The sequence below is a fragment of the Massilia consociata genome (assembly GCF_042432755.1).
Lineage (GTDB): Bacteria > Pseudomonadota > Gammaproteobacteria > Burkholderiales > Burkholderiaceae_D > Telluria > Telluria consociata.
This window is the reverse complement of the sequence record NZ_JBHLWP010000013.1, coordinates 369,560-392,705: the sequence shown is the minus strand read 5'-3', so window position 1 is coordinate 392,705 and position 23,146 is coordinate 369,560. Positions and strand designations below refer to the sequence as shown.

At 64.6% G+C, this 23,146-nt stretch carries 17 protein-coding genes; 4 read left to right on the top strand and 13 right to left on the bottom strand.

The genetic code is table 11. The annotated features are described in order from the left end of the window. Positions 1-10: 10 nt before the first annotated feature. The 9 genes from ACFFJK_RS15060 to ACFFJK_RS15020 form a co-directional block, all read right to left on the bottom strand. Positions 11-982 (bottom strand): bifunctional riboflavin kinase/FAD synthetase, encoded by a 972-nt coding sequence (locus tag ACFFJK_RS15060; RefSeq protein WP_379680203.1) that lies wholly within the window; start codon positions 980-982, stop codon positions 11-13. A gap of 277 nt (positions 983-1,259) precedes the next feature. After that, positions 1,260-2,486, bottom strand: coding sequence for a tetratricopeptide repeat protein (locus tag ACFFJK_RS15055; protein WP_379680202.1), 1,227 nt, complete (start codon positions 2,484-2,486; stop codon positions 1,260-1,262). A 68-nt stretch (positions 2,487-2,554) separates the two neighbouring features. Further along, positions 2,555-2,989, bottom strand: a complete 435-nt coding sequence (locus tag ACFFJK_RS15050) for an ExbD/TolR family protein (RefSeq protein ID WP_379680201.1) — start codon at positions 2,987-2,989, stop codon at positions 2,555-2,557. A 70-nt stretch (positions 2,990-3,059) separates the two neighbouring features. After that, positions 3,060-3,491 carry an ExbD/TolR family protein gene (locus ACFFJK_RS15045; protein WP_379680199.1) on the bottom strand — a complete coding sequence of 144 codons (432 nt, stop codon included), beginning with the start codon at positions 3,489-3,491 and terminating at the stop codon, positions 3,060-3,062. A 2-nt stretch (positions 3,492-3,493) separates the two neighbouring features. After that, positions 3,494-4,438, bottom strand: a complete 945-nt coding sequence (locus ACFFJK_RS15040; protein ID WP_379680198.1) for a MotA/TolQ/ExbB proton channel family protein — start codon at positions 4,436-4,438, stop codon at positions 3,494-3,496. A gap of 84 nt (positions 4,439-4,522) precedes the next feature. Continuing rightward, positions 4,523-5,188, bottom strand: coding sequence for an energy transducer TonB (locus tag ACFFJK_RS15035; RefSeq protein WP_379680196.1), 666 nt, complete (start codon positions 5,186-5,188; stop codon positions 4,523-4,525). Between the two features lie 852 nt (positions 5,189-6,040). Then, on the bottom strand, positions 6,041-7,564 hold the full coding sequence (locus tag ACFFJK_RS15030; RefSeq protein ID WP_379680195.1) for a SpoVR family protein: 1,524 nt from the start codon (positions 7,562-7,564) through the stop codon (positions 6,041-6,043). A gap of 30 nt (positions 7,565-7,594) precedes the next feature. Further along, positions 7,595-8,866, bottom strand: coding sequence for a YeaH/YhbH family protein (locus ACFFJK_RS15025; protein WP_379680194.1), 1,272 nt, complete (start codon positions 8,864-8,866; stop codon positions 7,595-7,597). A 243-nt stretch (positions 8,867-9,109) separates the two neighbouring features. Next, positions 9,110-11,032, bottom strand: a complete 1,923-nt coding sequence (locus ACFFJK_RS15020) for a PrkA family serine protein kinase (RefSeq protein ID WP_379680193.1) — start codon at positions 11,030-11,032, stop codon at positions 9,110-9,112. Between the two features lie 665 nt (positions 11,033-11,697). Here ACFFJK_RS15020 and ACFFJK_RS15015 point away from each other — a divergent pair. Both ACFFJK_RS15015 and ACFFJK_RS15010 read left to right on the top strand, forming a co-directional pair. Further along, entirely contained in the window at positions 11,698-12,729 is a 1,032-nt protein-coding gene (locus ACFFJK_RS15015) for an adenosine deaminase (protein WP_379680191.1), read from the top strand. 9 nt (positions 12,730-12,738) lie between these two features. Beyond that, positions 12,739-15,270 carry an ABC transporter permease gene (locus tag ACFFJK_RS15010; RefSeq protein WP_379680190.1) on the top strand — a complete coding sequence of 844 codons (2,532 nt, stop codon included), beginning with the start codon at positions 12,739-12,741 and terminating at the stop codon, positions 15,268-15,270. A 36-nt stretch (positions 15,271-15,306) separates the two neighbouring features. Here ACFFJK_RS15010 and ACFFJK_RS15005 read toward each other — a convergent pair whose 3' ends face one another. Beyond that, the gene (locus tag ACFFJK_RS15005; protein ID WP_379680189.1) at positions 15,307-16,731 is read right to left on the bottom strand and encodes an FAD-binding oxidoreductase; all 1,425 of its coding nucleotides are present in this window, start codon (positions 16,729-16,731) and stop codon (positions 15,307-15,309) included. Between the two features lie 176 nt (positions 16,732-16,907). Between ACFFJK_RS15005 and ACFFJK_RS15000 the strand changes: the two genes are divergently transcribed. Together ACFFJK_RS15000 and ACFFJK_RS14995 are read left to right on the top strand one after the other, a co-directional pair. Further along, positions 16,908-17,312 carry a group II truncated hemoglobin gene (locus ACFFJK_RS15000; protein WP_379680187.1) on the top strand — a complete coding sequence of 135 codons (405 nt, stop codon included), beginning with the start codon at positions 16,908-16,910 and terminating at the stop codon, positions 17,310-17,312. A gap of 16 nt (positions 17,313-17,328) precedes the next feature. Further along, positions 17,329-18,666, top strand: coding sequence for a DNA recombination protein RmuC (locus ACFFJK_RS14995; RefSeq protein ID WP_379680186.1), 1,338 nt, complete (start codon positions 17,329-17,331; stop codon positions 18,664-18,666). A 23-nt stretch (positions 18,667-18,689) separates the two neighbouring features. Here ACFFJK_RS14995 and moeA read toward each other — a convergent pair whose 3' ends face one another. The 3 genes from moeA to chrA are packed head-to-tail and all read right to left on the bottom strand — an operon-like array spanning position 18,690 to position 23,019. After that, positions 18,690-20,585 carry a molybdopterin molybdotransferase MoeA gene (gene moeA, locus ACFFJK_RS14990; RefSeq protein WP_379680185.1) on the bottom strand — a complete coding sequence of 632 codons (1,896 nt, stop codon included), beginning with the start codon at positions 20,583-20,585 and terminating at the stop codon, positions 18,690-18,692. A 6-nt stretch (positions 20,586-20,591) separates the two neighbouring features. Then, on the bottom strand, positions 20,592-21,710 hold the full coding sequence (gene moaA, locus ACFFJK_RS14985; RefSeq protein WP_379680184.1) for a GTP 3',8-cyclase MoaA: 1,119 nt from the start codon (positions 21,708-21,710) through the stop codon (positions 20,592-20,594). Further along, positions 21,703-23,019, bottom strand: a complete 1,317-nt coding sequence (gene chrA / locus ACFFJK_RS14980; protein ID WP_379680183.1) for a chromate efflux transporter — start codon at positions 23,017-23,019, stop codon at positions 21,703-21,705. Before chrA ends, moaA begins: the two co-directional genes overlap by 8 nt. Between the last annotated feature and the right edge of the window lie 127 nt (positions 23,020-23,146).

The following is a 23,146-nucleotide window of genomic DNA, read 5'->3' as shown; positions in this document are numbered from 1 at the left end:
GGGCTGCGCGTCAAATTCGGTCGGTCGCGGTCAGGGCGCCGTTGCGGTGCGCGAAGAACGCGCGCGCCTGCGCGGCGTCGCGCTCGATCGCGGCGGTCAAGGTAGGCAGGTCGACGTATTTTTCCTCGTCGCGCAGCTTGGCGAGGAATTCCACGCGCACCAGCTTGCCGTAGGCCGGCTGGCCGTAGTCGAAGACGTGTACTTCGAGCAGCATGCGGCCCGCGTCCTCGACGGTCGGGCGTACGCCCAGGCTGGCCACGGCCGGCAAGGGCTGTTCGGCCAGGCCATGCACCTGCACCACGAAGATGCCTGCCAGGGCGGGGCGGTGCGCCACGCGCAGGTTCAGGGTCGGGAACCCGAGCGTGCGGCCGAGCTTCTGGCCGTGGATGACGTGGCCGGACATCGCATAGGGGTGGCCGAGCAGTTCCTGGGTGGCGGCGAAGTCGCCGGCCGCCAGCGCCTCGCGTACGGCGGAAGAGGAGATGCGGCGCGCGCCATGCATCACGGCGCCGAGCGTCTCGACCTGGAAACCCAACTCGCGGCCGGCTTCCTGCAGCATGGCGATGTCTCCAAGGCGCCGCGCGCCGAAGCGGAAGTCGTCGCCGACCATGAGCCATTTGACGTGCAGGCCGTCCACCAGCACGCGCTCGATGAAGTCCTGCGGCGACTGGGCGGCGAAGTGTTCGTTGAAGTGCTCGACGATGACGCGGTCGATGCCGGCCGCGGCCAGGTCGCCCAGCTTGTCGCGCAGATTGGCGATGCGCGCCGGTGCTTTCGACAGGTCGCCGGTGCGCTGGGCAAAATACTCGCGCGGGTGCGGTTCGAAGGTCATCACGGCGGCTTCGATCCCGAGCGATGCGGCGGCGCCGCGCACGTGCGCCAACAATGCCTGGTGTCCGCGGTGGACACCGTCAAAGTTGCCGATCGTGAGGGCGCAGGGCGCGCGCGCCCTGTCGTTGGGAAGTCCGCGAAATACCTTCATCAATGTTCCTTGGCGCTGCCGGACGCTCCGGCGCGAAATACCGATTATACGGTAACTCGGATGTTGCACAGCAACGTGGGTTTCCGTAAGGGTGGCCGCATCTCTCGGCCGTGCGATCGCGTCACCGATGCGCTGTCGCAACGCGGTCCGGAGTTGGACGCGCGGCCGGCAGGGCCGACCACCCTACGCTTGCGGCAATCCGGCCCCGGCCCGACCGGCAAAAAAAACGCCGCCTGCGAACAGGCGGCGTTTCATGATCGCTCGATCGATCGTCTTATCAGGCAACCGGACGGTTGATTGCCATGATCCAGTAGCGGGCCAGGTCGGCAGTGCCTTCCTTGCCGCCCACGGTCTTGAGCGTGTTGATGGCCTGCTGCTTCTTGCCGGCCGCGGCATAGGCTTCGCCCAGGCGCAGCTTGGCTTCATCGGCATAGCGCAGGTTGCCGGCCTTGATGGCGTTCTCCATCATTTTCAGGCCCCTGTCGGCCTGGCCAGCCTGCACCAGCGCGTAGCCGAGGCCCACCAGCGCGTCGTTGTCCTTGGCGGCCGTGTATTCGGCCTCCAGGGCGGCAACGTTCTTGTTCTGGTCAGCCAGGTTCTTCTCGGCCAGGTCCTTCAGGCGCTTGTGGCGCTCGGCATCAGGGCCGGTGCCCAGGGCGCCGGCCTTGTAGCCCTTGTCGATGACCTTCAGCGCTTCCGCCGGAGCCTTCGCCTGCAGCACGAGCTGGGCCATTTCCATGTACTCGCTCGGCTTCTTCATCAGGTTGTTGGCCAGCTTCAGGCGGTACACGTCCACTGCCAGGCGGCCGGAGAAGCCCGGCTTGCCCTGCACGCGGTTCAGCAGGTCAGTCCAGTACTGGGCCTTCGGGTAGTTGGCGGCCAGCTTCTCGATGGTGTTGACGTAGCCTTCCTTGTCGTTCTTCTTGAGCTGGATGTTTGCCAGCATGCCGAGCTCGTCTTCGCTCAGGCGACCGCTCTTCTCGGCATTACGCAGTTCCTGCTCAAGCGCGGCGACGTTGCCCTGCTTGTAGTAGTTCTGCATCAGGTAAGCGCGCAGCTTCGGATCGTTGCCGTTCTTCAGCAGCTTCTGGATGGTGGCGTTGGCCTTGTTCAGGTCACCGGCGCGCATGTAGATGCCGACCAGGCCTTCCGAGAACTGCGACCGTTCAGTGGCGCTCAGCTTGCCCGAGTCGAGCAGCTTCTCGAACGACCTGGCAGCGGTGTCCCAGTCGCCGGCCGACGACGCCGCCGAGGCGCGCACGCGCTCGATCAGGAAGCGTTCGTTGTCGGTGTTGGCCGCCTTGTCCGCATCGCGCAGGGCAGCCAGAGCGCCCTTGTGGTTGCCTTGCTTCATCAGCGATTGGGCTTGCTGCAGCGGCTTGCCGACTTCCGGGCGCATGCTGACTTGGGCGTGCGCAGGTGCCAGGCCGACGACCGGCACGGCAGCGGTAAAGCCGAGGGCGGCCAGTGCGAGGCCAAGGTGTGCGAGACGGAATTTAATCATCTGAAAACATCCTTCTTCAAAATGGACACGGCAGGGAAACCCTGCCGTGTTGGTCAAACATGCATCGATTACTGGAACTGCTCGTTACCGACCATGCCGATCTTGGTGACGCCGAGACGCTGGGCCGTTGCCATGACACCGGCAACCACCTTGTATTCGACCAGCTTGTTCGGACGCAGGTGCACTTCCGGCTGGTTAGGCATCGCAGCGACGCCGTTCATCTTGGCTTCCAGTTCCGCACGACTCGGGACAACCTGGCCATCCCAGAGGATAGTGCCGTCGAAGTCCACGTCGATCGTGACAACCACCGGTTTCTCATCCGTCATCGGCGGGGGGGTACCGACCGGCATGTTCAGATTGACCGAGTGGTTTTGCTTCGGAATCGTGATAATCATCATAATGATGAGAACGAGCAGGACGTCGATCAGCGGCGTCATGTTCATTTCCATCATCGGTTCCGGATCAGCTCCTTTGGCGGAGCCCGAACCTACGTTCATGCCCATGGTGTTTCCTTTTCAAATGTTGGGTAACCGACGCGGCGCCCGGTTTCCCGGGCGCCGCGGACAAGGGTGGTTAGCCCCCCTTGTCAGGCGGTTCGATGACGAAACCGACCTTCTGAATCCCAGCACGCTGTGCCGTGTAGATGACCCGGCCGATCGATTCGTAGCGCGATTCCTGGTCGCCACGAACTTTCACCGCAGGTTGCGGGTTCTTCACCGACTGCTCCGCGAGGAACTTGAACAGCTCGTCCGTGTTCGCGATGCGCGTCTGGTTGTAGTACATCTCGCCATCACGGTTGATGGTGATGTTGACGTCTTCCGGCGTGGTCTTGGTAACCTGGTTCGTCTCTGTAGGAAGGTTCACTTTCTGCAGATTCAGAACCACCGGGCTGGTGATCAGGAAGATGATCAGGAGAACCAACATGATGTCCACGAGGGGCGTCGTGTTGATCTCCGACATCACGGTATCTTCATCTCCGCTATCGGAGCCGACACTCATCGACATGATTAGCCAGCCTTCTTAGCACCGGCGGCAGCGTTCGAGGTCGACATGGCACCCGAGATCAGGACCGAGTGAACGTCAGCCGAGAACGAACGGATGTCTTCCATGACGCCCTTGTTGCGGCGCACCAGCCAGTTGTAACCCAGAACCGCCGGGACTGCAACGAACAGACCGAACGCGGTCATGATCAGTGCTTCACCCACCGGGCCTGCCACTTTGTCGATCGACGCGTTACCCGACATACCGATGGCGGTCAGCGCGTTGTAGATGCCCCAGACGGTACCGAACAGACCGATGAACGGCGAGGTCGAACCAACGGTTGCCAGGAACGACAGGCCATCCTGCAGGCGCGACTGGACGCGGTCCACGGCGCGCTGGATCTGCATGGTCACCCAGGTCGACAGGTCGATCTGCTCGAGCAGGGCGCCGTCGTGGTGCTGGGTTGCCTTGGTGCCGGTTTCAGCAATGAAGCGGAACGGCGAGCCTTCCTTCAGCGTTGCCGAGCCAGCGGCGATCGACGGCGCTTTCCAGAACTTGGCCGACGCTTCCTTCGACTGGCGCATGATCTTCTGCTGGTCGATCAGCTTGGTGATGATGATGTACCACGAACCGATCGACATCAGGGACAGGATGATGATGGTGCCCTTGTTGACGAAGTCGCCGTGTTCCCACATAGCCTGGATGCTGTATGGGTTTTCGATTTCTTCGGTAACGCCTTCAGCGCCGCCAGCCGCAGGAGCGGCTGCGTCGCCGGCAGCAGCGTCGGCTGCCGGTGCGGCAGCGTCGGTAGCCGCAGCGTCGGCTGCCGGAGCTGCCGTGTCAGCCGCCGGGGCAGTAGCGCCTGCAGCAGGAGCGTCAGCGAAGGCCGGTGCGGAGACCAGGGCCGATGCCGCCGTTACCGAGAACAGGACAGCCGCCAGCATAGCGGACAAACGGGTATTCTTAAACATGCTTCCTCCAAAAATATAAAATAGACAGTTCGCTGAACTAGTGACAACGAAAATCATAGATTGAGACGATGCTCTGTCTCGGTTTTATTCCAGCGTCCAGACGTACTGCACCGCTGTCCACGCCTGTTGCGGCTGGCCATCTACCGTGGCCGGCTTGAATCGGCATTTGCTGAGAGCCGAAATTGCGGCTCGGTCCAGATCGCGGAAGCCACTCGACTTCTGCAGTTTGGAATCCATTACTCGACCATCGACACCGATCAGGAACTGCAGGGTCGTGGTACCCGTTTCTTCGTTACGCTGCGACGAACGCGGATATTCCGGACGTGCGCAAGTGTTGAAGTCGGCCACTGCTTCGGTACGGCTTGGACCACGCGGTGCTGCCGGTGCCGGCGGAGCTGGCGGTGCCGGCGGGGCCGGAGGAGCCAGGGTCGTGGTCGGCGGCGGCGTGTTGGTCGCAGTCGTGATCGCGTTTTGCGGTGGCGGCGGTTGCTGCACCTGCACTTCGACCGGCGGGATGAACGGCGGTGGCGGAGCCTTCATTTCCGGCGGTGGCGGCGGGGGCGGCGTCTCCGGCGGCGGTGGCGGTGCCACCTCTTCAATCAGTTTCGTTTCAACAGCCTCGGTTACCTTGGTGACGATTCGGGTGCCCAGGCCATTCATGAATGCCCAAGCTACCACCACGTGCAACAGGATAACAATGGCGAGACCGGTGTAGTTCTTTCCCGGGTTCTTATCATGCGTAAAATTCATGCCATCTTTCTCCAATACCAACTCTTTTTTGTTGCCACTAAACCCACTAAACACGACAAAAACTCATGGCCGCATCCGGGACATTCGCGGAATTATACCTACGAATTCTTTTTTGGGCATACATTTTTATACCCAAGAAAGTACCCCTAACTACCTGTAAAAACAGGCAAAGCAGCTCATCTATACAAGTGTGATGTCGTGTCGTGTGTGGTCAAGAAAGCAAAGCCCGTTTGTAATTGTTTGTAGTTGTTCTCCTCCATATGTGGATCGTCAGGCAGGAATGCTGGTTTTGCCAAATTTTCCTTGCCAAAACAGCTCAGCAGCAAATTTCATATGACTCAACCGTGATCTTTATGCAAACTATAGCCAGTTTCAACCTTGGCGTGCGTACTGTTGACTTGTCAACTCACGGGTATCTGGCCCGCATAACTCATAGCTGAAAGTCATGGCACGACCGCTTCTTGATATGCTTCAGTTGCGCATCAGTTGCGGTTCTGATAACGTCATAACTCATCACTGACTACATACGCATAGCAAAACTACATGTAAATGCCGCTTTTGAACAGTGTGTTCGCGCACTCAGACGCAAAAAAATTACGTGGTCCTGGTGCTTTTGTTGGGATGTTCTGGCAAAAGTGGCGGCTAGTCAAGAGAAGAGAGCTCGTCCGATGGACGGTGGGGAGCCCATGCGCGTAGGGTAGCAGCCCGGCGCGGCCCGGGCGAAGCGCCGGCAAGGCAGGACATGGCAGCGCAGCCGGCGTGCTACCGGTGCGAAGCGGCGAGGGTTGGAAGAGGTGGGAAGGAGGAGGGGCCGGGCCCGCTTCGGCAGAAGGAGCCCGGCAGGGGAGGATCTCAGCGACCGCGCTTCTCGCGCCGGCACTCGAGGAAGCTGACCACGTGGCCGCTCGGGTCCACGGTTTCCAGGCGTACGTCGAAACCCCACAAGCGGGCGACGTGCTTGAGCACTTCCTGCGCCTGCTGGTTCAGGGGACGCCGGTTGAACTGGGTATGACGCAGGGTCAGGGCACGGTCGTCCCGGGTATTGACCTGCCAAACCTGAATATTCGGCTCGCGGCTGCCCAGGTTGTACTGGTCGGCCAGCTTCTGGCGCACGTAGCGGTAACCCTGCTCGTCGTGGATCGCCGAAATCGTCAGCTTGTCGCTGCGGTCGTCGTCGAGCACGGCAAAGAAGTGGAATTCGCGGATCAGCTTGGGCGAGAGGTATTGCGCGATGAAGCTCTCGTCCTTGAAGTTGCGCATTGCAAAGTCCATCGTCTTCAGCCAGTCGCTGCCTGCGATATCGGGGAACCAGGCGCGGTCCTCGTCGGTCGGGTCTTCGCAAATGCGCCGAATGTCGCTCATCATCGCAAAACCGAGCGCATACGGATTGATGCCGCTGTAGTAAGGACTGGTGGCCGGCGGCTGGTAGACGACGTTGGTATGGCTCTGCAGGAACTCCAGCATGAAGCCGTCACCGACGATGCCCTCCTTGTACAGGTCTTGCAGGATCGTGTAGTGCCAGAAAGTGGCCCAGCCTTCGTTCATCACCTGGGTCTGGCGCTGCGGATAGAAGTATTGCGAAATCTTGCGCGTGATGCGCACCAGTTCGCGCTGCCACGGTTCCAGCAAGGGCGCATATTTCTCAATGAAGTACAGCAGGTTTTCTTCGGGCTCGGGCGGAAAGCGCGCCGGCGCGGTGCTCGCCACGTGTTCCTCGCGCAGGGGCAACGTGCGCCAGATGGAGTTGACCTGCGACTGGGCGTATTCCTCGCGCTCTTTCTGGCGAGCCTTCTCTTGTGCCACCGACAGCTTGGCCGGGCGCTTGTAGCGGTCGACGCCGTAGTTCTGCAGCGCATGGCAGGAGTCGAGCAGTTCCTCGACCGCGTCGATGCCATAGCGCTGCTCGCATTCGGCGATATAGTTCTTGGCAAAGACCATGTAGTCGACGATTGCGTCGGCATCGGTCCAGGTGCGGAACAGGTAGTTGCCTTTGAAGAAGGAATTGTGCCCGTAAGCAGCATGCGCAATGACCAGGGCCTGCATCGTCAGGCTGTTCTCCTCCATCAAGTAGGCAATGCAGGGATTCGAATTGATGACGATTTCGTAGGCCAGACCCATCTGGCCGCGCTTGTAGCTCTTTTCGGTCGTCAGGAAGTGCTTGCCGAAAGACCAGTGGTTGTACGACACCGGCATGCCGACGGACGTGTAGGCGTCCATCATCTGCTCGGCGGTAATGATCTCCAGCTGGTTCGGATAGGTGTCCAGGCCGTAGCGCTTGGCCACCCGCTTGATTTCCTCGTGCGCCTGTTCGATCAGGTCGAATGTCCATTCCGACTGCTCGGGTAGTGCGCGCGGGTTGTTCGGGTCTCGTGGCATGGCGGGCCTCCGTGTTTTCTGCTGCGTGCTTTACTTCGGCTGTTTCTTGAACAGCTCGCGGAAGATCGGGTAGATATCGGCCGGGGTGACGATCTTCTGCATCGCGAAATTCTTGTGGTGGTCGGCTACCTCGCAGTACTGCTCCCACAGGTTCTGCGGCGGGCCGTCGGTGATTTCGACATAGGTGTAATACTGGACGCGCGGCATGATCGCGTTGCTCAGGATCTGCTTGCACAGCACCGAGTCGTTGTCCCAGTTGTCGCCGTCCGAGGCCTGGGCCACGTAGGCGTTCCAGTCGGCGCTGCCGTAGCGTTCGGCCAGCACCTTCTGCAGCAGGTGCAGGGCCGAGGACACCACGGTGCCGCCGGATTCGCGCGAATGGAAGAACTCGTTCTCGTCGACCTCGGCCGCGGCCGTATGGTGGCGTATGAAGACGACATCGATCTTCTCGTACACGCGCTTGAGGAAGAGATACAGCAGGATGAAGAAGCGCTTGGCCGTGTCCTTGCGGGTCTCGTCCATCGAGCCGGACACGTCCATGATGCAGAACATCACGGCCTGGGTGCTCGGCTTGGGCACCTTGATGCGGTTCGAGTAACGCAGGTCGAACGGGTCGATGAAGGGGATCGCGTTGAGCCGGATGTGCAGGTGGTGGATCTTGTCCTTCAGCGCCACCACTTCTTCGTCATCGGAAGGCGCGCCGCGGTCGAGCAGCGCCTGCAGGGCTTCCTCGGCTTCCTTGAGCTCGCGCTTGGCCGGGCCGCCGACGGCGATGCGCCGCCCGAGCGCGCCGCGCAGCGAGCGCAGCACGTGGATGTTCGAGGGCGTGCCGGACACGTTGTAGCCGGCGCGCTGGTTCTTGAATTCGATGGTCTGGGTAAGCTGCGTCTTGACCATGTTGGGCAGCTCGAGGTCCTCGAAGAAGTAATTCATGAATTCTTCGCGCGACAGCTCGAAGATGAAATCGTCTTCGTTCGTTTGGTCGCTGTTGCCGGCGCGCCCGCGCCCGGAGCCGCCGCCGCCGCTGCGCGGCCGGTTGAACTGGTCGCCTTTCTGGTATTCGGTATTGCCCGGGTTAACGGTTTCCCAGACACCGCCGTGGGCATGGCCGAAATGGGGCTCGTTCACGTCCTTGACGGGAATCGTGACTTTTTCGCCGTTCTCGATGTCGGTGATCGAGCGGCCCTTGATGGCGCGGCCTACCGCGTCCTTGATCTGCGCTTTGTAGCGGCGCAGGAAGCGTTCGCGGTTGACCGCAGACTTGTTCTTGCCCTGCAAGCGACGGTCGATGAGATAAGTCAAAACTGGCCTCCTGTGGTGACGGCTCGAAGAACCTACTGCGCGTTGCAGTTGCGGTCTGCGATGCTCACCGTACGCCTGTACGGTTGCGCTTCTCGACCGCAACTGCCGCCGCTCGCTACGGTTCTTCGAGCCGCCGATGCTATGCGGGCGGGCTGCTGAAATCTCGATAGGTCTATCTTAATACGCACCGCCATCGCGTGTGCAGCGCACGCCATTTTTTTGCGGCGCGCCCCGGCGCCCTTGTCAGGAGGATTTCCTCACGCGCAGGTACCATTCGCACAGCAGGCGCACCTGCTTCGGCGTATAGCCTTTTTCGACCATGCGGGCCACGAAGTCGGCATGCTTGTTGGCATCCTCGGCGCTCGCCTTGGCATTGAACGAAATCACAGGCAGCAGTTCTTCGGTGTTCGAGAACATTTTCTTCTCGATCACGCTACGGAATTTCTCGTAGCTGGTCCAGGCCGGATTCTTGCCGGCATTGGTGGCCCGCGCACGCAGGCTGAAGTTGACGATCTCGTTGCGGAAATCCTTCGGGTTCGAGATCCCGGCCGGCTTCTCGATCTTCTCGAGCTCGGCGTTGAGCGATTCGCGATCAAAACTCTCGCCGGTATCCGGGTCGCGGAATTCCTGGTCCTGGATCCAGAAGTCGGCGAAGGTCACGTAGCGGTCGAAGATGTTCTGGCCATATTCGGAATAGCTCTCGAGGTAGGCGGTCTGGATTTCCTTGCCGATGAAGTCGACATAGCGCTGCGCCAGGTGCTCCTTGATGTAGGACAGGTAGCGCTGCTCGGTCTCCGGCGGGAACTGCTCGCGTTCGATCTGCTGCTCGAGCACGTAGAGCAGGTGCACCGGGTTGGCCGCGACCTCGGTGTTGTCGAAGTTGAAGACCTTGGACAGGATCTTGAACGCGAAGCGGGTCGACAGGCCGTTCATGCCTTCGTCCACGCCGGCGTAGTCGACGTACTCGTGCAGCGACTTGGCCTTCGGGTCGGTGTCCTTCAGGTTCTCGCCGTCGTACACCAGCATCTTGGAGTAGATGCTCGAGTTCTCCGGGTCCTTCAGGCGCGACAGGATCGCGAACTGCGCCATCATGCGCAGCGTGCCGGGTGCGCACGGCGCCTTGTCGAGCGAGGAGTTGTGCAGCAGCTTGTCGTAGATCTTGATCTCGTCGGACACGCGCAGGCAGTAGGGCACCTTCACGATGTAGATACGGTCGAGGAAGGCCTCGTTGTTGCGGTTGTTGCGGAAGGTCTTCCATTCCGACTCGTTCGAGTGCGCCAGCACGATGCCCTCGAACGGAATCGCGCCGAAGCCTTCGGTGCCCTTGTAGTTGCCTTCCTGGGTCGCCGTCAGCAGCGGGTGCAGCACCTTGATCGGCGCCTTGAACATCTCGACGAATTCCATCAGGCCCTGGTTGGCCAGGCACAGGCCGCCCGAGTAGCTGTAGGCGTCCGGGTCGTCCTGGGCGTAATCCTCGAGCTTGCGGATGTCGACCTTGCCGACCAGCGAGGAAATATCCTGGTTGTTCTCGTCGCCCGGCTCAGTCTTGGCGATCGCGATCTGCTTCAGGATCGACGGGTAGCGCTTGACCACGCGGAACTTGTTGATGTCGCCGCCGAACTCGTGCAGGCGCTTGACGGCCCACGGGCTAGGGATCGTGCGCAGGTAGCGGCGCGGGATACCGTAGTCTTCTTCGAGGATGGTGCCGTCTTCGTCCTCGCTGAACAGGCCGAGCGGCGATTCGTTCACGGGCGAGCCCTTGATGGCATAGAAGGGCACCTGTTCCATCAGGTGCTTGAGCTTCTCGGCGATCGAGGACTTGCCGCCGCCGACCGGGCCGAGCAGGTAGAGGATCTGCTTGCGTTCTTCCAGGCCCTGGGCCGCGTGGCGGAAGTAGGAAACGACCTGCTCGATCACTTCTTCCATGCCGTAGAACTCGCGGAATGCCGGGTAGATCTTGATGACCTTGTTGGCGAAGATGCGCGACAGGCGCGGGTCAAGACGGGTATCGATCAGGGTCGGTTCGCCGATGGCCGCCAGCATGCGCTCCGGGGCGCTTGCATAGGTCAGTGGATCTTTCTTGCACAGTTGCAGGAACTCCGACATGGAGTATTCCTCTTCCCGGGTACGCTCATAGCGGGATGCGTAATTATCAAAGATGCTCATTTCGAATGTCCTTTAATGTGCAAACAACGATCACTGTGGTGGGCGCCCCGAATAACCTACTGCGCGTTGCATTGCCGGCCTGCGATGCTGCCGCTCGCTACGGTTGTCGAGGCGCCCGTGACAGTCCCACTATGCGAAGGACTGCCATGGGCCCCGGTCTTATTGGCGTACTCCTCGTCGGTCGCGGCGCATGCGGGACCGGGGTGGCCGGCGCCGACTATGCGTGCGATTTTCTTGTTGTCGTCCCGGATGGTCCTGGTTGGCCCGCCCGGTCTCCCGCTGGTTGGAGAGCGTCTTTTTTGCGTTTGTGAAATTTATTATGTGCCTATTGGTTTCCGAAGTCAAAGCAGTGTCGTGCGAGCTGGTGTGGCTTGTGTAAATGCTTGAAAACAAATAAGAAACTGGCTTTTCCGGGCGCTCGGGCGGCGCTTTCGGCAGGGCCCCGGCGCAGAGCGCCGCGGCGCGCGGAGACAGCCGTTTTGCTCCGCTTGAGGCTGCTTAAATTCAACGAGCCATGAACCGATATTGCACGATATGTTCAAGCTGTGGCGCACGCGAACCCTCGCTGCAAAGCACCCGTTTTCGCCTATGACGCAGGGTGTGGGCAGGCATGCGTTACACTTGTGGGTCACGCCCGTCCACACAAAGAAAAGCCGGAGAAAAACATGCTGAACGACCAGCTGCGCCACATCCTCCAACACATGCCGAAGGCAGAATTACATATCCACATCGAAGGTTCGCTGGAGCCCGAGCTGATCTTTGCGCTGGCACAAAGAAATGGTGTGTCGCTGGCTTACCCATCGGTTGAGGCGTTGCGCGATGCCTACGCTTTCAGCGACCTGCAATCCTTCCTCGACATCTATTACGCCGGCGCCAGCGTGTTGCTGACCGAGCAGGACTTCTACGACATGACCGCCGCCTACCTCGCACGCGCGCATGCCGACAACGTGCGCCATGCCGAGATCTTCTTCGACCCGCAGACCCACACCGCGCGCGGCGTGCCGTTCGAGACCGTCATCAACGGCATCTGGCGCGCCTGCCAGGAAGGTCCCATCAGCGCCAGCCTCATCATGTGCTTCCTGCGCCACCTGTCCGAGGAAGAAGCCCTGGCCACGCTGGACGAAGCGCTGCCGTACCGCGACAAGTTCATCGGCGTGGGCCTGGATTCGTCCGAGGTCGGCCATCCGCCGGAAAAATTCGCGCGCGTGTTCGAGCGCGCCCGCCAGCTCGGCCTGCGCCTGGTGGCGCATGCGGGCGAGGAGGGGCCGCCGGCCTACATCGACAGCGCGCTCGACATCCTGAAGGTCGAGCGCATCGACCACGGCGTGCGCAGCCTGGAAAGCCCGGAACTCGTCGAGCGCCTGGCGCGCGAAGGCATGGCGCTGACCGTTTGCCCGCTGTCGAATATCAAGCTGCGCGTATTCGACGTCATGGGTAGCCACAACCTGCGCAAGCTGCTCGATGCCGGCCTGGCGGCCACCGTCAATTCGGACGATCCGGCCTACTTCGGCGGCTACATGAACGCCAACTTCATCGCCGCGTTCGAGGCGCTGCCGCTGGACGAAACACATGCGCGCCAGCTGGCGCGCAACAGCTTCGCCGCGTCCTTCCTCGACCCGGAGCGCAAGCGCGCCTTCCTCGCCGAGGTCGACCAGTTCTTTGCCAACGCCAGCGCCAACGCCAACGCCAACGCATAAGGACGGCACATGTTCATCCAGTCCCTCCGCATGACCGCCCGCGACTGGCGCGCCGGCGAGCTGCGCTTCCTGCTGGTAGCGCTGATCGTGGCCGTCTCGGCCCTGTCCTCGGTCGGCTTCTTCATCGACCGCATGCGTGCGGGCATGGAGCGCGACGCGCACCAGCTGCTGGGTGCCGACCTCCTGATCAATGCCGACGACCCGGTGCGCGCCGCGTGGCGCGACGAAGCGCGCCGCCGCGGCCTGCTGGTGGCCGACACCGTCGCCTTCCAGAGCATGGCGCAGGCCGGCGAGGGCGAGGCCACGATGGCGCAGCTGTCGGCTGTGAAAGCGGTGTCGAACGGCTACCCGCTGCGCGGCCAGCTGGCGGTCACCACCAATCCGGAGGACGCCAGCCGCGCCATCGGCCAGAAGACGACGGCCATTCCCGCGCCGGGTACCGTGTGGGTGGACGCCAACCTGCTGCCGGCGCTGCGCGTCGAGGTGGGCGGGACCATCCAGCTGGGCGACAAGCAGTTCCGCATCGCGCAGCTCATCGCCACGGAGCCGGACAAGGGCGCCTCGTTCGCCAACTTCGCGCCGCGCGTGATGCTGTCGATCGAGGACCTGCCGGCGACCAGGCTGGTAGACGCGTTCTCGCGCGTGACCTATCGCCTGCAGGTGGCCTCGACCTCGAAGAACGACCTGGCCGGCGTCAGGGACTTCGAGCAATGGGTGCGCGCCGACATCGTGAAGAACAACGTGCGCGGTGTGCGCATCGAGACGCTGGAGAACGGCCGTCCCGAAATGCGCGCGACGCTCGACCGCGCCGACAGCTTCCTGTCGCTGGTCGGCCTGCTGTCGGCGATGCTGGCCGCGGTGGCGGTCGCGATGGCGGCGCGCCGCTTCATGCAGCGCCACCTGGACGCCTGCGCCATGCTGCGCTGCCTGGGCATGACCCAGAACCAGGTCGGGGCCATGTACCTGATCGAATTCGCCATCGTCGGCCTGGGCGGCAGCCTGCTCGGGGTGCTGGTCGGCTTCGGCGCCCACTTCATCCTGCTCGAACTGATCGGCAACCTGCTGCCGCCCGACCTGCCGCCGGTATCGGTGCTGCCTGCGCTGCAGGGCGTCGCGACCGGCATGCTGCTGCTGGTGGGCTTCGCCCTGCCGCCGGTGCTCCAGCTGCGCAACGTGCCGCACAACCGCGTCATCCGGCGCGAGCAAAGCGCGCCGCAGCCGATGGCGCTGGCCACCTACGGCCTGGGCATCGGCGTGTTCCTGGCGCTGCTGCTGTGGCAGGCCGGCGATACCAGGCTGGCCCTGATGACGGCCGGCGGGTTCCTGGGCGGCCTGGCCGTGTTCGCGCTCGTTGCATGGCTGGGGCTGCGCCTGCTGCGCCGCCTGCGTGGCGTGTTCAGGCACCAGGGCTGGCGCTTCGCCATCACCTCGCTGCAGCGCCGCCCCGGCGCCACGACCGTCCAGGTGGTGTCGCTCTCGCTCGGCCTGATGGCGCTGCTGCTGCTCACCGTCGTGCGCGGCGACCTGATGGCCGCCTGGCGCACCGCCACCCCGCCCGATGCGCCGAACCGCTTCATCATCAACATCCAGCCCGAGCAGGCGGCGGGCGTCGAGCAGCAACTGGTGGCCGCCGGCGTGAAGGACGTGACGCTGTACCCGATGATCCGCGGCCGCCTGACCGCCGTCAACGGCAAGCAGATCACGCGCGACACCTACCAGGACGGCGACGCGCGCCGCCTGGCCGAGCGCGAGTTCAACCTGTCGACGACGACGACGCTGCCGGAGACCAACGAGATCATCGCAGGCAGCTGGTACAAGGATGCCCCGGGGGTGGCGGAAGCGTCGGTGGAGCAGAGCCTGGCCAACAGGCTGGGCCTCAAGCTGGGCGACGTCATGCGCTTCGACATGGCGGGCATGCCGGTGGAGGCCAAGGTGACCAGCCTGCGCAAGCTCGAATGGGGCTCGATGCGTGCGAACTTCTTCGTCATCATCAATCCGCAAGCGATGCAGAATGCGCCGAAGAGCTACATGACGGCTTTCCACCTCCCTGGCAGTGCAGGCAACCTGACCAACGCCCTGACGCGCGAATTCCCGAACCTGACGGTGATCGACGTCTCCGGCATCATCCGCCAGCTGCAGGAGGTGCTCGACCAGGTCGTGGTGGCGGTCGAATTCCTGTTCCTGTTCACGCTCGCTTCCGGCGTGCTGGTGCTGTATGCGGCGCTGATGGGATCGCAGGCGGAACGCACGCGCGAAGCCGGCCTGCTGCGCGCGCTCGGCGCCACGAAGGGCCAGCTGGCGCAGGCGCAGCGCATCGAATTCGTGCTGGTGGGCGGCTTGTCCGGCCTGCTGGCGGCGACCGGCGCCGCGGCGATGGGCTGGGCGCTGGCGGAATACGCCTTCAAGTTCCCCTGGAAGTTCGAGCCCGTCGTCTGGGTGGCGGGTATCGCCGTGGGCGCGCTGTGCGCGCTGGTCGGCGGCTGGCTCGGCCTGCGCAGCGTGCTGCGTCAGCCACCGTTGCAGACGCTGCGGGAGGCATAAGCACCCAGGTCCGGGCCGGCGACGGGCTTGCCGGCTTCATGCGGCCAGGTCCGCCGGCGCGCTGGACAGCAGCGCACGATAATGGCGGTACCAGTTGCTCTGGAAGCGCTGCTGAGGGTCGAGGCGGCGCTTCGCTTCGAGGAACCGCCCGATGTCCGGATGGCAGGCGCGCACCTGGTCTGCGCTGGCCGCTCTCGAGTAGGTCAGGTAAAAGCTGCCGTCGCGTGCGATCGCCATGTCGATCAGCCGGCGAAAGCTGCGCTCCGTCGCGGCGATGCCGTCCGGCGTGTGCGGCGTATGCAGGTTGAAGATCACGCAGGCGTAGTCCTGGCGTGCCCACGGCAGGAAGCTTTCGGTATCGCGTTCGATCAGGCGAACGGTCCCGTAGATGAGGTCCACGCGGTGCTGCCGGAAGTCGGCTGCGGCCGCGCGCATGAAATCCACCAGGCGCTCGCGCGGCACATAGAGTTCGCCGATCACCTCCGAACCGCAGTGCTTGAGCGTGCGGTCGATGTCGAGATGGTAGCCGTCCAGGTAGGTGCTCTGCTGCAGCCGGTCGCTCCAGTCATGCTGGCCGTTGGTTGCCAGGTAATGGCGTGCGTAGGATTCGAAAGCGTGCGTCTTGTCGGTGTGGGCCAGGTGCAGCAGCCTGCGCCAGTCCTGTTCCGACAGTTCCCGGGCCGCGCCGGCCTGCGGCAGGGTATCGCCCACCGGCACGTAGCAAGAGAACACGCCGCGCTCCATGAAGTCGCGCGATGCCGGATCGATCGCGAACTGGAAGTCGCCGAACGCATAGCCGGCGGCGATGCGCTGCGCAAACGCGGGCATGAGATCGTCCAGGCCGAGCAGCGTCACGTCGCGCCGCAGCGCCTGGCGTGGCGCCAGGCGCAGGGTGAGGCTGGCGATGACGCCGAACAGGCCATAGCCGCCGATCGCCAGCGCGAACAGTTCGGGGTTGCTGCTGCGGCTGCAGTGCCGCACCTCGCCGTCGGCGTCGACCAGCGTGAAGGCTTCCACGTCGCCGATGAACGGGCGCATGCGCAGCCCGCGGCCATGGATGTTGGCCGAGAGACAGCCGCCGAGCGACAGCCGGTCGGCGCCGGTCTGCTTCTGGCGAATGCTCCAGCGCCGGCCATGCGGCGTCGGCGCGCAGTCGAGGTAATCGATCAGCTCGGGCCACTCGATGCCCGCCTCGACTTCGATCAGGCCGGCGGCCGCGTCGAACGCCAGCACGCGCCGCATCTGCCGCATGTCGAGCAGCACTGCATCGGCAGCGAACTGCTGGCCGCCCATGGCATGCCGTCCGCCGCATATCGAGAGCGGCATGCCGTGTCGCGACGCCTGCGCAATGCAGGCGCGAATCTCGGATACCGAGCGCGGTTGGTGGATCGTCGCGACGCGGGTCGCGTTGAGTGCCGAATGGATGTCGTTGACGAGCGAGGAGGCATAAGGTGGATGCATGGCGTGACTCCCGAGTGAGAAGTGCGGCCAGTATCCAGAGGCGGGCTGGCCGATGCCAGCGATTCCCGCCGGGTAGCGCGGGACGCCACCGGGCGTATCGCCCACAGCGCCGGGCCGTCGTTGCAATATCGCGAAGGGGCGGCCACGGGCCGCTTCGGCTGCGCTATCATGGCGGCATGTCCGAACCGCACAACTCCGAAGCACAAACACTGTATGACGTGATGGGCGGCGCCGAGCGCCTGCGCGAACTGGTCGACCGCTTCTACGACCTGATGCAGCTGGAGCCGGAATTCGCCGGCATCCACGCGATGCACCCGCAACCCAACGACAGCTCGCGCGAGAAGCTGTTCATGTTCCTGTCCGGCTGGATGGGCGGCCCCGACCTGTTCGTGCAGCAGTACGGCCACCCGCGCCTGCGCGCGCGGCACCTGCCGTTTGCCATCGGCACCAAGGAGCGCGACCAGTGGCTGCGCGCGATGGCCTGGGCGATGGAAGACCTCGGCTACGACGAGGAACTGCGCATGCGCCTCATGCAGTCCTTCTACCATACCGCCGACTGGATGCGGAACAAGGCGGACTGAGCGCAGTATCCAATCCATGAATATCGTCGACATCCTGATCCTGCTGGCCGTGCTGGCGGTCGCCGCCCTGCAGCTGGTCCTCCTGGCCCGCATGCGCAAGTCCGGCCCTGAGGCCGGCGACGGCCGCCACATCGAGCGCCTGGAGCGCGAACTGCGGCTCGAGATGCAGTCCACCGCCCAGGCCACGCGCCAGGAAGTGGCGGGGCACATGGGCCAGTACCATGCCGCCACCGTGCAGCAGCTCGACGGCATGCGCCAGCAGATGCAGCTGCACTCGGCCAGCGGCCGCGAGGAGCAGGCGCGCGCCCTCAAGCGCTTCGCCGACACGCTGCAGCTGACCCTGTCGAACCTGACCGAATCGAACGCCCAGCGCATGCTGGAAGTGCGCGGCACGCTGGAAACCAAGATCCGCGACCTGCAGCTTGATAACGCCAGGCGCCTGGAAGAAATGCGCCAGACCGTCGACGAGAAACTGCATGCGACGCTGGAAACCCGCTTGAGCGAATCGTTCCGGCAGGTGAGCGAGCGCCTGGAGAAGGTGCACCAGGGCCTGGGCGAAATGCAGGCGCTGGCCATCGGCGTGGGCGACCTGAAGCGTGTGCTCACCAACGTCAAGACCCGCGGCACCTGGGGCGAAGTGCAGCTCGAGATGCTGCTCGAGCAGGTGCTCACGGTCGACCAGTACGCCAAGAACGTCGAAACGGTGGCCGGCTCCAATGCGCGTGTCGAATTCGCGATCAAGCTGCCGGGCGTGGTCGACGGCGGGCCGCCGCTGTGGCTGCCGATCGACGCCAAGTTCCCGAAGGAGCAGTACGAGCGCCTGCTGGAAGCGGCCGAACTGGCCGACGCCGACGGCGTGGCGCGCGCCGGCGCCGAGCTGGAACGCGCGGTGCGCGGCGAGGCCAAGACCATCTGCGAGAAGTACGTGTCGCCGCCGCAGACCACCGACTTCGCGATCCTGTTCCTGCCGACCGAAGGCCTGTACGCGGAAGTGATGCGCCGCCCGGGCCTGGCGGACGACCTGCAGCGCTCGCTGCGCGTGACGATCGCCGGCCCCTCGACCCTGAGCGCGCTGCTCAACAGCCTGCAGATGGGCTTCCGCACGCTGGCGCTGGAAAAGCGCTCGTCCGAGGTGTGGCAGGTGCTGGGCGCGGTGAAGACCGAGTTCACCAAGTTCGGCGACGTGCTGGCCACCACCAAGGCCACGCTGGAGAAGGCCGCCAAGAACATCGAAAGCGCCGAAGTGCGTAGCCGCCAGATGGCGCGCAAGCTGAAGTCGGTGGAAGCGTTGCCGAGCGAGGCGGCGCAACTGATGCTGGGGCCGGACAGGCTGGATTCAGACGACGGCTCGTAGGGTGGACGGCATAGCCGTCCACCCTACATCAATCCCTCGAAGACCAGCACGTCGACCATATCCCCCGCCGCGACATTGCCCTGCCCGTCGTGCAGCACCACCATGCAGTTCGCTTCGGACATCGAGCGCAGGATGCCCGATCCCTGCGAACCCGTGATGCGCACTTCCGGCTGCTCGTCCTCGCCCCGGGACAGGATGCCGCGCTGGTATTCGGTGCGGCCCGGTTTCTTGCGGATTGCGCCGCTGGATCTCGCGCGCAGCAGCGGCAGCGGGGCTTCGGCGCCCATCATGCGCAGCAGCGCTTCGCGCGCGAAGAAGTAGAAGGACACCATCACCGCCACCGGGTTTCCCGGCAGCCCGAACAGGAAGGCGCTGCGGCCGTTCGAGTTGATCCGGCCGAAGGCCAGCGGGCGGCCGGGGCGCATGCCGATCTTCCAGAAGGTGACGTCGCCGAGCTTGGCGATGATCTGCTTGGTATAGTCGGCCGCGCCCACCGACACGCCGCCCGACGTGATGATGGCGTCGGCGTTCTCGCAGGCGCTGCGCAGCGCGTCTTCCAGCGCCTGCGGGTCGTCGCGCACGACGCCCATGTCGATGATGTCGCAGCCCAGGCGCTGCAGCATGCCGTAGATGGTGTAGCGGTTGCTGTCGTAGACGCAGCCTTCGTCCAGCGCTTCGCCGACCGAACGCAGCTCGTCGCCGGTCGAGAAGAAGGCCACGCGCAGGCGGCGCTGCACCGCGACCTCCGGGATGCCGAGCGAGGCGAGCAGCCCGAGGTCCGCCGGCCGCACGACGCGGCCCGCCTTCAGGGCCGGGCTGCCGGCCCGCAGGTCTTCGCCCGCAAAGCGGCGGTTGTCGCCGGTGCGGATCACCCCTGCCGGCAGGGTGATGCTGTCGCCTTCCTGCGTCACGAATTCCTGCGGCACCACGCTGTCACAGCCTTCGGGCATCACGCCGCCCGTCATGATGCGCACGCATTCGCCGGATGCCGGCACCAGTCCCGACGGGGTGCCGGCGAGGGCGGTGCCGAGGACGCGCAGGGTGAGCGGGGCGTCGGGACGCAGGTCGCTGCCGCGCAGCGCGAACCCGTCCATCGCCGAATTGTCGTGTGCCGGCACGTCGATCGGCGAGACCACGTCTGCCGCCAGCACGCGCCCGAGCGCGGCGCGCAGCGCCACCTTCTCGATGGCCCGCACCGGCTGCACGAACTCGCGGATGATGCGCTGGGCGTCGCGCACGGGCAGGGCGTCCGGGTCGTAGCCGGACAGGCAGCTCGTCACTGTCGCCAAGTTCGGCGGCACTGCGGGCGGCACTGCGGGCGGCAGCGTGTCGTCCAGGCCGTGCAGCTCGTCGAGCGTATTGATGTTGCGGAAGGCCTCGGCATCCTCGAACGGCACCTCGACCGCCGTCAAGTCCTTGTACCAGCCGTCCATGCGGCGGCCGCCTTCGGCCAGGTAGCGCGACAGCACCGGCAGCCGGCTTGCCTTCACCAGGCAGAACACCGGATGCGGCTGGGGGCGCATGCCCGGCTCCCGGGTCACCGCGAAAGCGAGGTCGGCATCGGTTTCCTCGGCTGCGGCGGCCAGCCGTTCGGCCAGGTCGGGCGGCAGGAAAGGCGAATCGCAGGGCACGGCCAGCAGCCAGGGCGTGGCGCAGTGGCGCAGGCCGGCTTCCAGCCCGGCCAGCGGGCCGGCAAAGTCCGGCGTTTCGTCGGGCCACACCGGCACGCCAAGCGCACGCCAGGTGTCGAGATTACGGTTGGCATTGACCATGACCGTGCCGACCTGCGGCGCGAGGCGCTCCAGCACATGCTGCGCCATCGTCGTGCCGCGGAAGGGCTGCAGGCCCTTGTCCACGTTGCCCATGCGCGAGCCGCGCCCGCCCGCCAGAACCAGTCCGGTAATGAGGTGTCGTTCCATGTTTTCTCAGCCGCCGATATATGACATTTCGACCTTCTTCGCGCCGCGCGCCAGGCCGGCGGTATCGATCGTGCGCGTTTCCGAATAGCGGTCGGTGCGCCCGCGCCACAGCTGGGCGACGGCGGCCGAGACCTCGGCGTCCGTGCGCCCGGCGCGCAGCAGTGCCCGCAGGTCGTGGCCGCGGGTGGCGAACAGGCAGGTATAGAGCTTGCCCTCGGTGGACAGGCGCAGGCGCGAGCAGTCGTGGCAGAAGGCCTGCGTCACGCTGGAGATCAGGCCGATCTCGCCGCTGCCGTCAAGGTAGCGCCAGCGCGCCGCGGTCTCGCCGCTGTAGTTGGCAGCCACCGGCGCCAGCGGCAGCTCGGCCGCGATCCGGCGCACGACCTCGGCCGAAGGCACCACTTCGTCCATGTTCCAGCCGTTGGAAGCGCCCACGTCCATGTATTCGATGAAGCGCAGGATGAAAGGCGACCCCTTGAAGTGGCGCGCCATCGGCAGGATCTGGTCGTCGTTGGTGCCGCGCTTGACCACCATGTTGACCTTGATCGGCCCCAGCCCCGCCTCGTGCGCGGCATCCAGCCCGTGCAGCACGTCGCTGACTGCGAAATCGACATCGTTCATGCGGCGGAATACGGCATCGTCGAGCGCGTCGAGCGACACCGTCACCCGGTCCAGGCCCGCATCCTTCAGGGCGCGCGCCTTGCGCGCCAGAAGCGAGCCGTTGGTGGTGAGGGTGAGGTCGAGCGGACGGCCGCTCGGGGTCGGCAGCGCGCGCAGCATTCCGACCAGGCGTTCGAGGTGCCTGCGCAGCAGCGGCTCGCCGCCGGTCAGGCGGATCTTCTCGACGCCGTGGGCGATGAAGGTGCGCGCCACGCGCGCGATCTCTTCGAACGACAGCAGGTCGCCGTGCGGCAGGTAGGCATAGTCCTTGTCGAACACCTCTTTCGGCATGCAGTACACGCAGCGGAAATTGCAGCGGTCGGTCACCGAGATGCGCAGGTCGTGCAGCGGCCGGCCGAGGGCGTCCGACAGCAGTCCGGTAGGCGCTTCATCGACCTGGGACGCCGCCGGCACCGTCAGCGACGGCGAGCGCAGGTCATTCAGCAGGATGATTTTTTCAGGCATGCCAATACGATAGCACGAGCCCCGCCAGCGCACAGGCGGCGATCAGTTTGATGGGCCCGACCTGGTAGCGCAGCAGGGCAATGCTCGCCAGCACGCCGATCGCGATGGCCGCCGGCTGCGCCTGTCCCCCGGCGAAGAACACGTGCTGCCCGAAGAACACCGCCAGGCTGGCGACCACGCCGACGACCGCAGCCGAAATGGCCGTCAAGGGCGCGGTGAGCCGCACATTGCCGCGTCCGGACTCGACCAGCGGCGCGCCGGCCAGGATGAACACGAAGGACGGCAGGAAGGTGAACAGGCTTGCTACCAGCGCGCCGGCGGCGCCGGCCAGCGGCAGGGCGGCCGGGCCGAACAGCGCATGGGTCCAGCCGCCGACGAAGCCCACGAAAGCGACGATCATGATGAGCGGCCCGGGCGTGGTTTCGCCCAGCGCCAGCCCGTCGATCATCTGCGCCGCGCTGAGCCAGCCGTACTTCTCGACCGCGCCCTGCACGACATAGGGCAGCACGGCATAGGCGCCGCCGAAGGTCATCAGGGCGGCCTTGGTGAAAAACCAGCCCATGCGCGTGAGCGTACCGTCCACCCCGTACACGGCGGCCAGCGCCAGCCAGGCGGCCAGGGCCAGGCCGAAGCCGATGGCGGACGCCTTGAGCAGGCCGCGCAGCGAAAAGCGGGCGTGGCCGGGCGTGGGCGTGTCGTCGTCGATGAGCGCCGGGCCGTAGTGCTTGCGGTCGGCGGGATGGCCGCCGCCGGGCTGGAAGCGCTGCGGCGCCAGGCGGCCGCCGGCGAAACCGGCCAGCGCGGCGGCGAGCACGATCAGCGGAAAGGGAACGTCGAGCAGGATGGCCACGAAGGCCAGCACGGCGATGGCGCACAGCAGGCCGTTGCGCAGGGTGCGGGTGCCGATGCGCCAGGCGGCCGCGATCACGATCGCCACCACGGCCGGCTTGATCCCGGCCATGATGCCGGCAATCGCCGGCAGGTGGCCCCAGGCCAGGTAGATCCACGACAGGCCGATCAAGAGCAGCAGCGAGGGCAGGATGAACAGCAGCCCGGCCATGATGCCGCCCCAGGTCCGGTGCAGCAGCCAGCCGATGTAGACGGCGAGCTGGGTCGCTTCCGGACCGGGCAGCAGCATGCAGTAGTTCAGCGCGTGCAGGAAGCGCTGTTCCGAGATCCAGCGCCGGCGCTCGACCAGTTCGCTGTGCATCAGGGCGATCTGGCCGGCGGGGCCGCCGAAGCTGATGAAGCCGAGCTTGAACCAGTAGAGGAGGGCTTCGCGAAAGGTGACGGGGGCAGGTGGGGGCATGTCGTTATCGTAACCCATCAATATGTCGGCAGTGTTTGCTGAGTGGCTTCGGTGAGGAAACCGGATCCCGGCCTGCACCGGGATGACGGTCTTCAAGTTTTGGTGGGAGTACAGCGTCAACTCCCGG

Coding starts and splice junctions, on each gene's coding strand:
- ACFFJK_RS15035 (WP_379680196.1), bottom strand. CDS start 5,188: ATGAATTTTACGCATGATAAGAACCCGGGAAAGAACTACACCGGTCTC.
- ACFFJK_RS14995 (WP_379680186.1), top strand. CDS start 17,329: ATGAATATCGTCGACATCCTGATCCTGCTGGCCGTGCTGGCGGTCGCC.
- ACFFJK_RS15015 (WP_379680191.1), top strand. CDS start 11,698: ATGCTGAACGACCAGCTGCGCCACATCCTCCAACACATGCCGAAGGCA.
- ACFFJK_RS15060 (WP_379680203.1), bottom strand. CDS start 982: ATGAAGGTATTTCGCGGACTTCCCAACGACAGGGCGCGCGCGCCCTGC.
- chrA (WP_379680183.1), bottom strand. CDS start 23,019: ATGCCCCCACCTGCCCCCGTCACCTTTCGCGAAGCCCTCCTCTACTGG.
- ACFFJK_RS15050 (WP_379680201.1), bottom strand. CDS start 2,989: ATGGGCATGAACGTAGGTTCGGGCTCCGCCAAAGGAGCTGATCCGGAA.
- ACFFJK_RS15045 (WP_379680199.1), bottom strand. CDS start 3,491: ATGTCGATGAGTGTCGGCTCCGATAGCGGAGATGAAGATACCGTGATG.
- ACFFJK_RS15040 (WP_379680198.1), bottom strand. CDS start 4,438: ATGTTTAAGAATACCCGTTTGTCCGCTATGCTGGCGGCTGTCCTGTTC.
- ACFFJK_RS15020 (WP_379680193.1), bottom strand. CDS start 11,032: ATGAGCATCTTTGATAATTACGCATCCCGCTATGAGCGTACCCGGGAA.
- ACFFJK_RS15005 (WP_379680189.1), bottom strand. CDS start 16,731: ATGCATCCACCTTATGCCTCCTCGCTCGTCAACGACATCCATTCGGCA.
- ACFFJK_RS15000 (WP_379680187.1), top strand. CDS start 16,908: ATGTCCGAACCGCACAACTCCGAAGCACAAACACTGTATGACGTGATG.
- ACFFJK_RS15010 (WP_379680190.1), top strand. CDS start 12,739: ATGTTCATCCAGTCCCTCCGCATGACCGCCCGCGACTGGCGCGCCGGC.
- moaA (WP_379680184.1), bottom strand. CDS start 21,710: ATGCCTGAAAAAATCATCCTGCTGAATGACCTGCGCTCGCCGTCGCTG.
- moeA (WP_379680185.1), bottom strand. CDS start 20,585: ATGGAACGACACCTCATTACCGGACTGGTTCTGGCGGGCGGGCGCGGC.
- ACFFJK_RS15055 (WP_379680202.1), bottom strand. CDS start 2,486: ATGATTAAATTCCGTCTCGCACACCTTGGCCTCGCACTGGCCGCCCTC.
- ACFFJK_RS15030 (WP_379680195.1), bottom strand. CDS start 7,564: ATGCCACGAGACCCGAACAACCCGCGCGCACTACCCGAGCAGTCGGAA.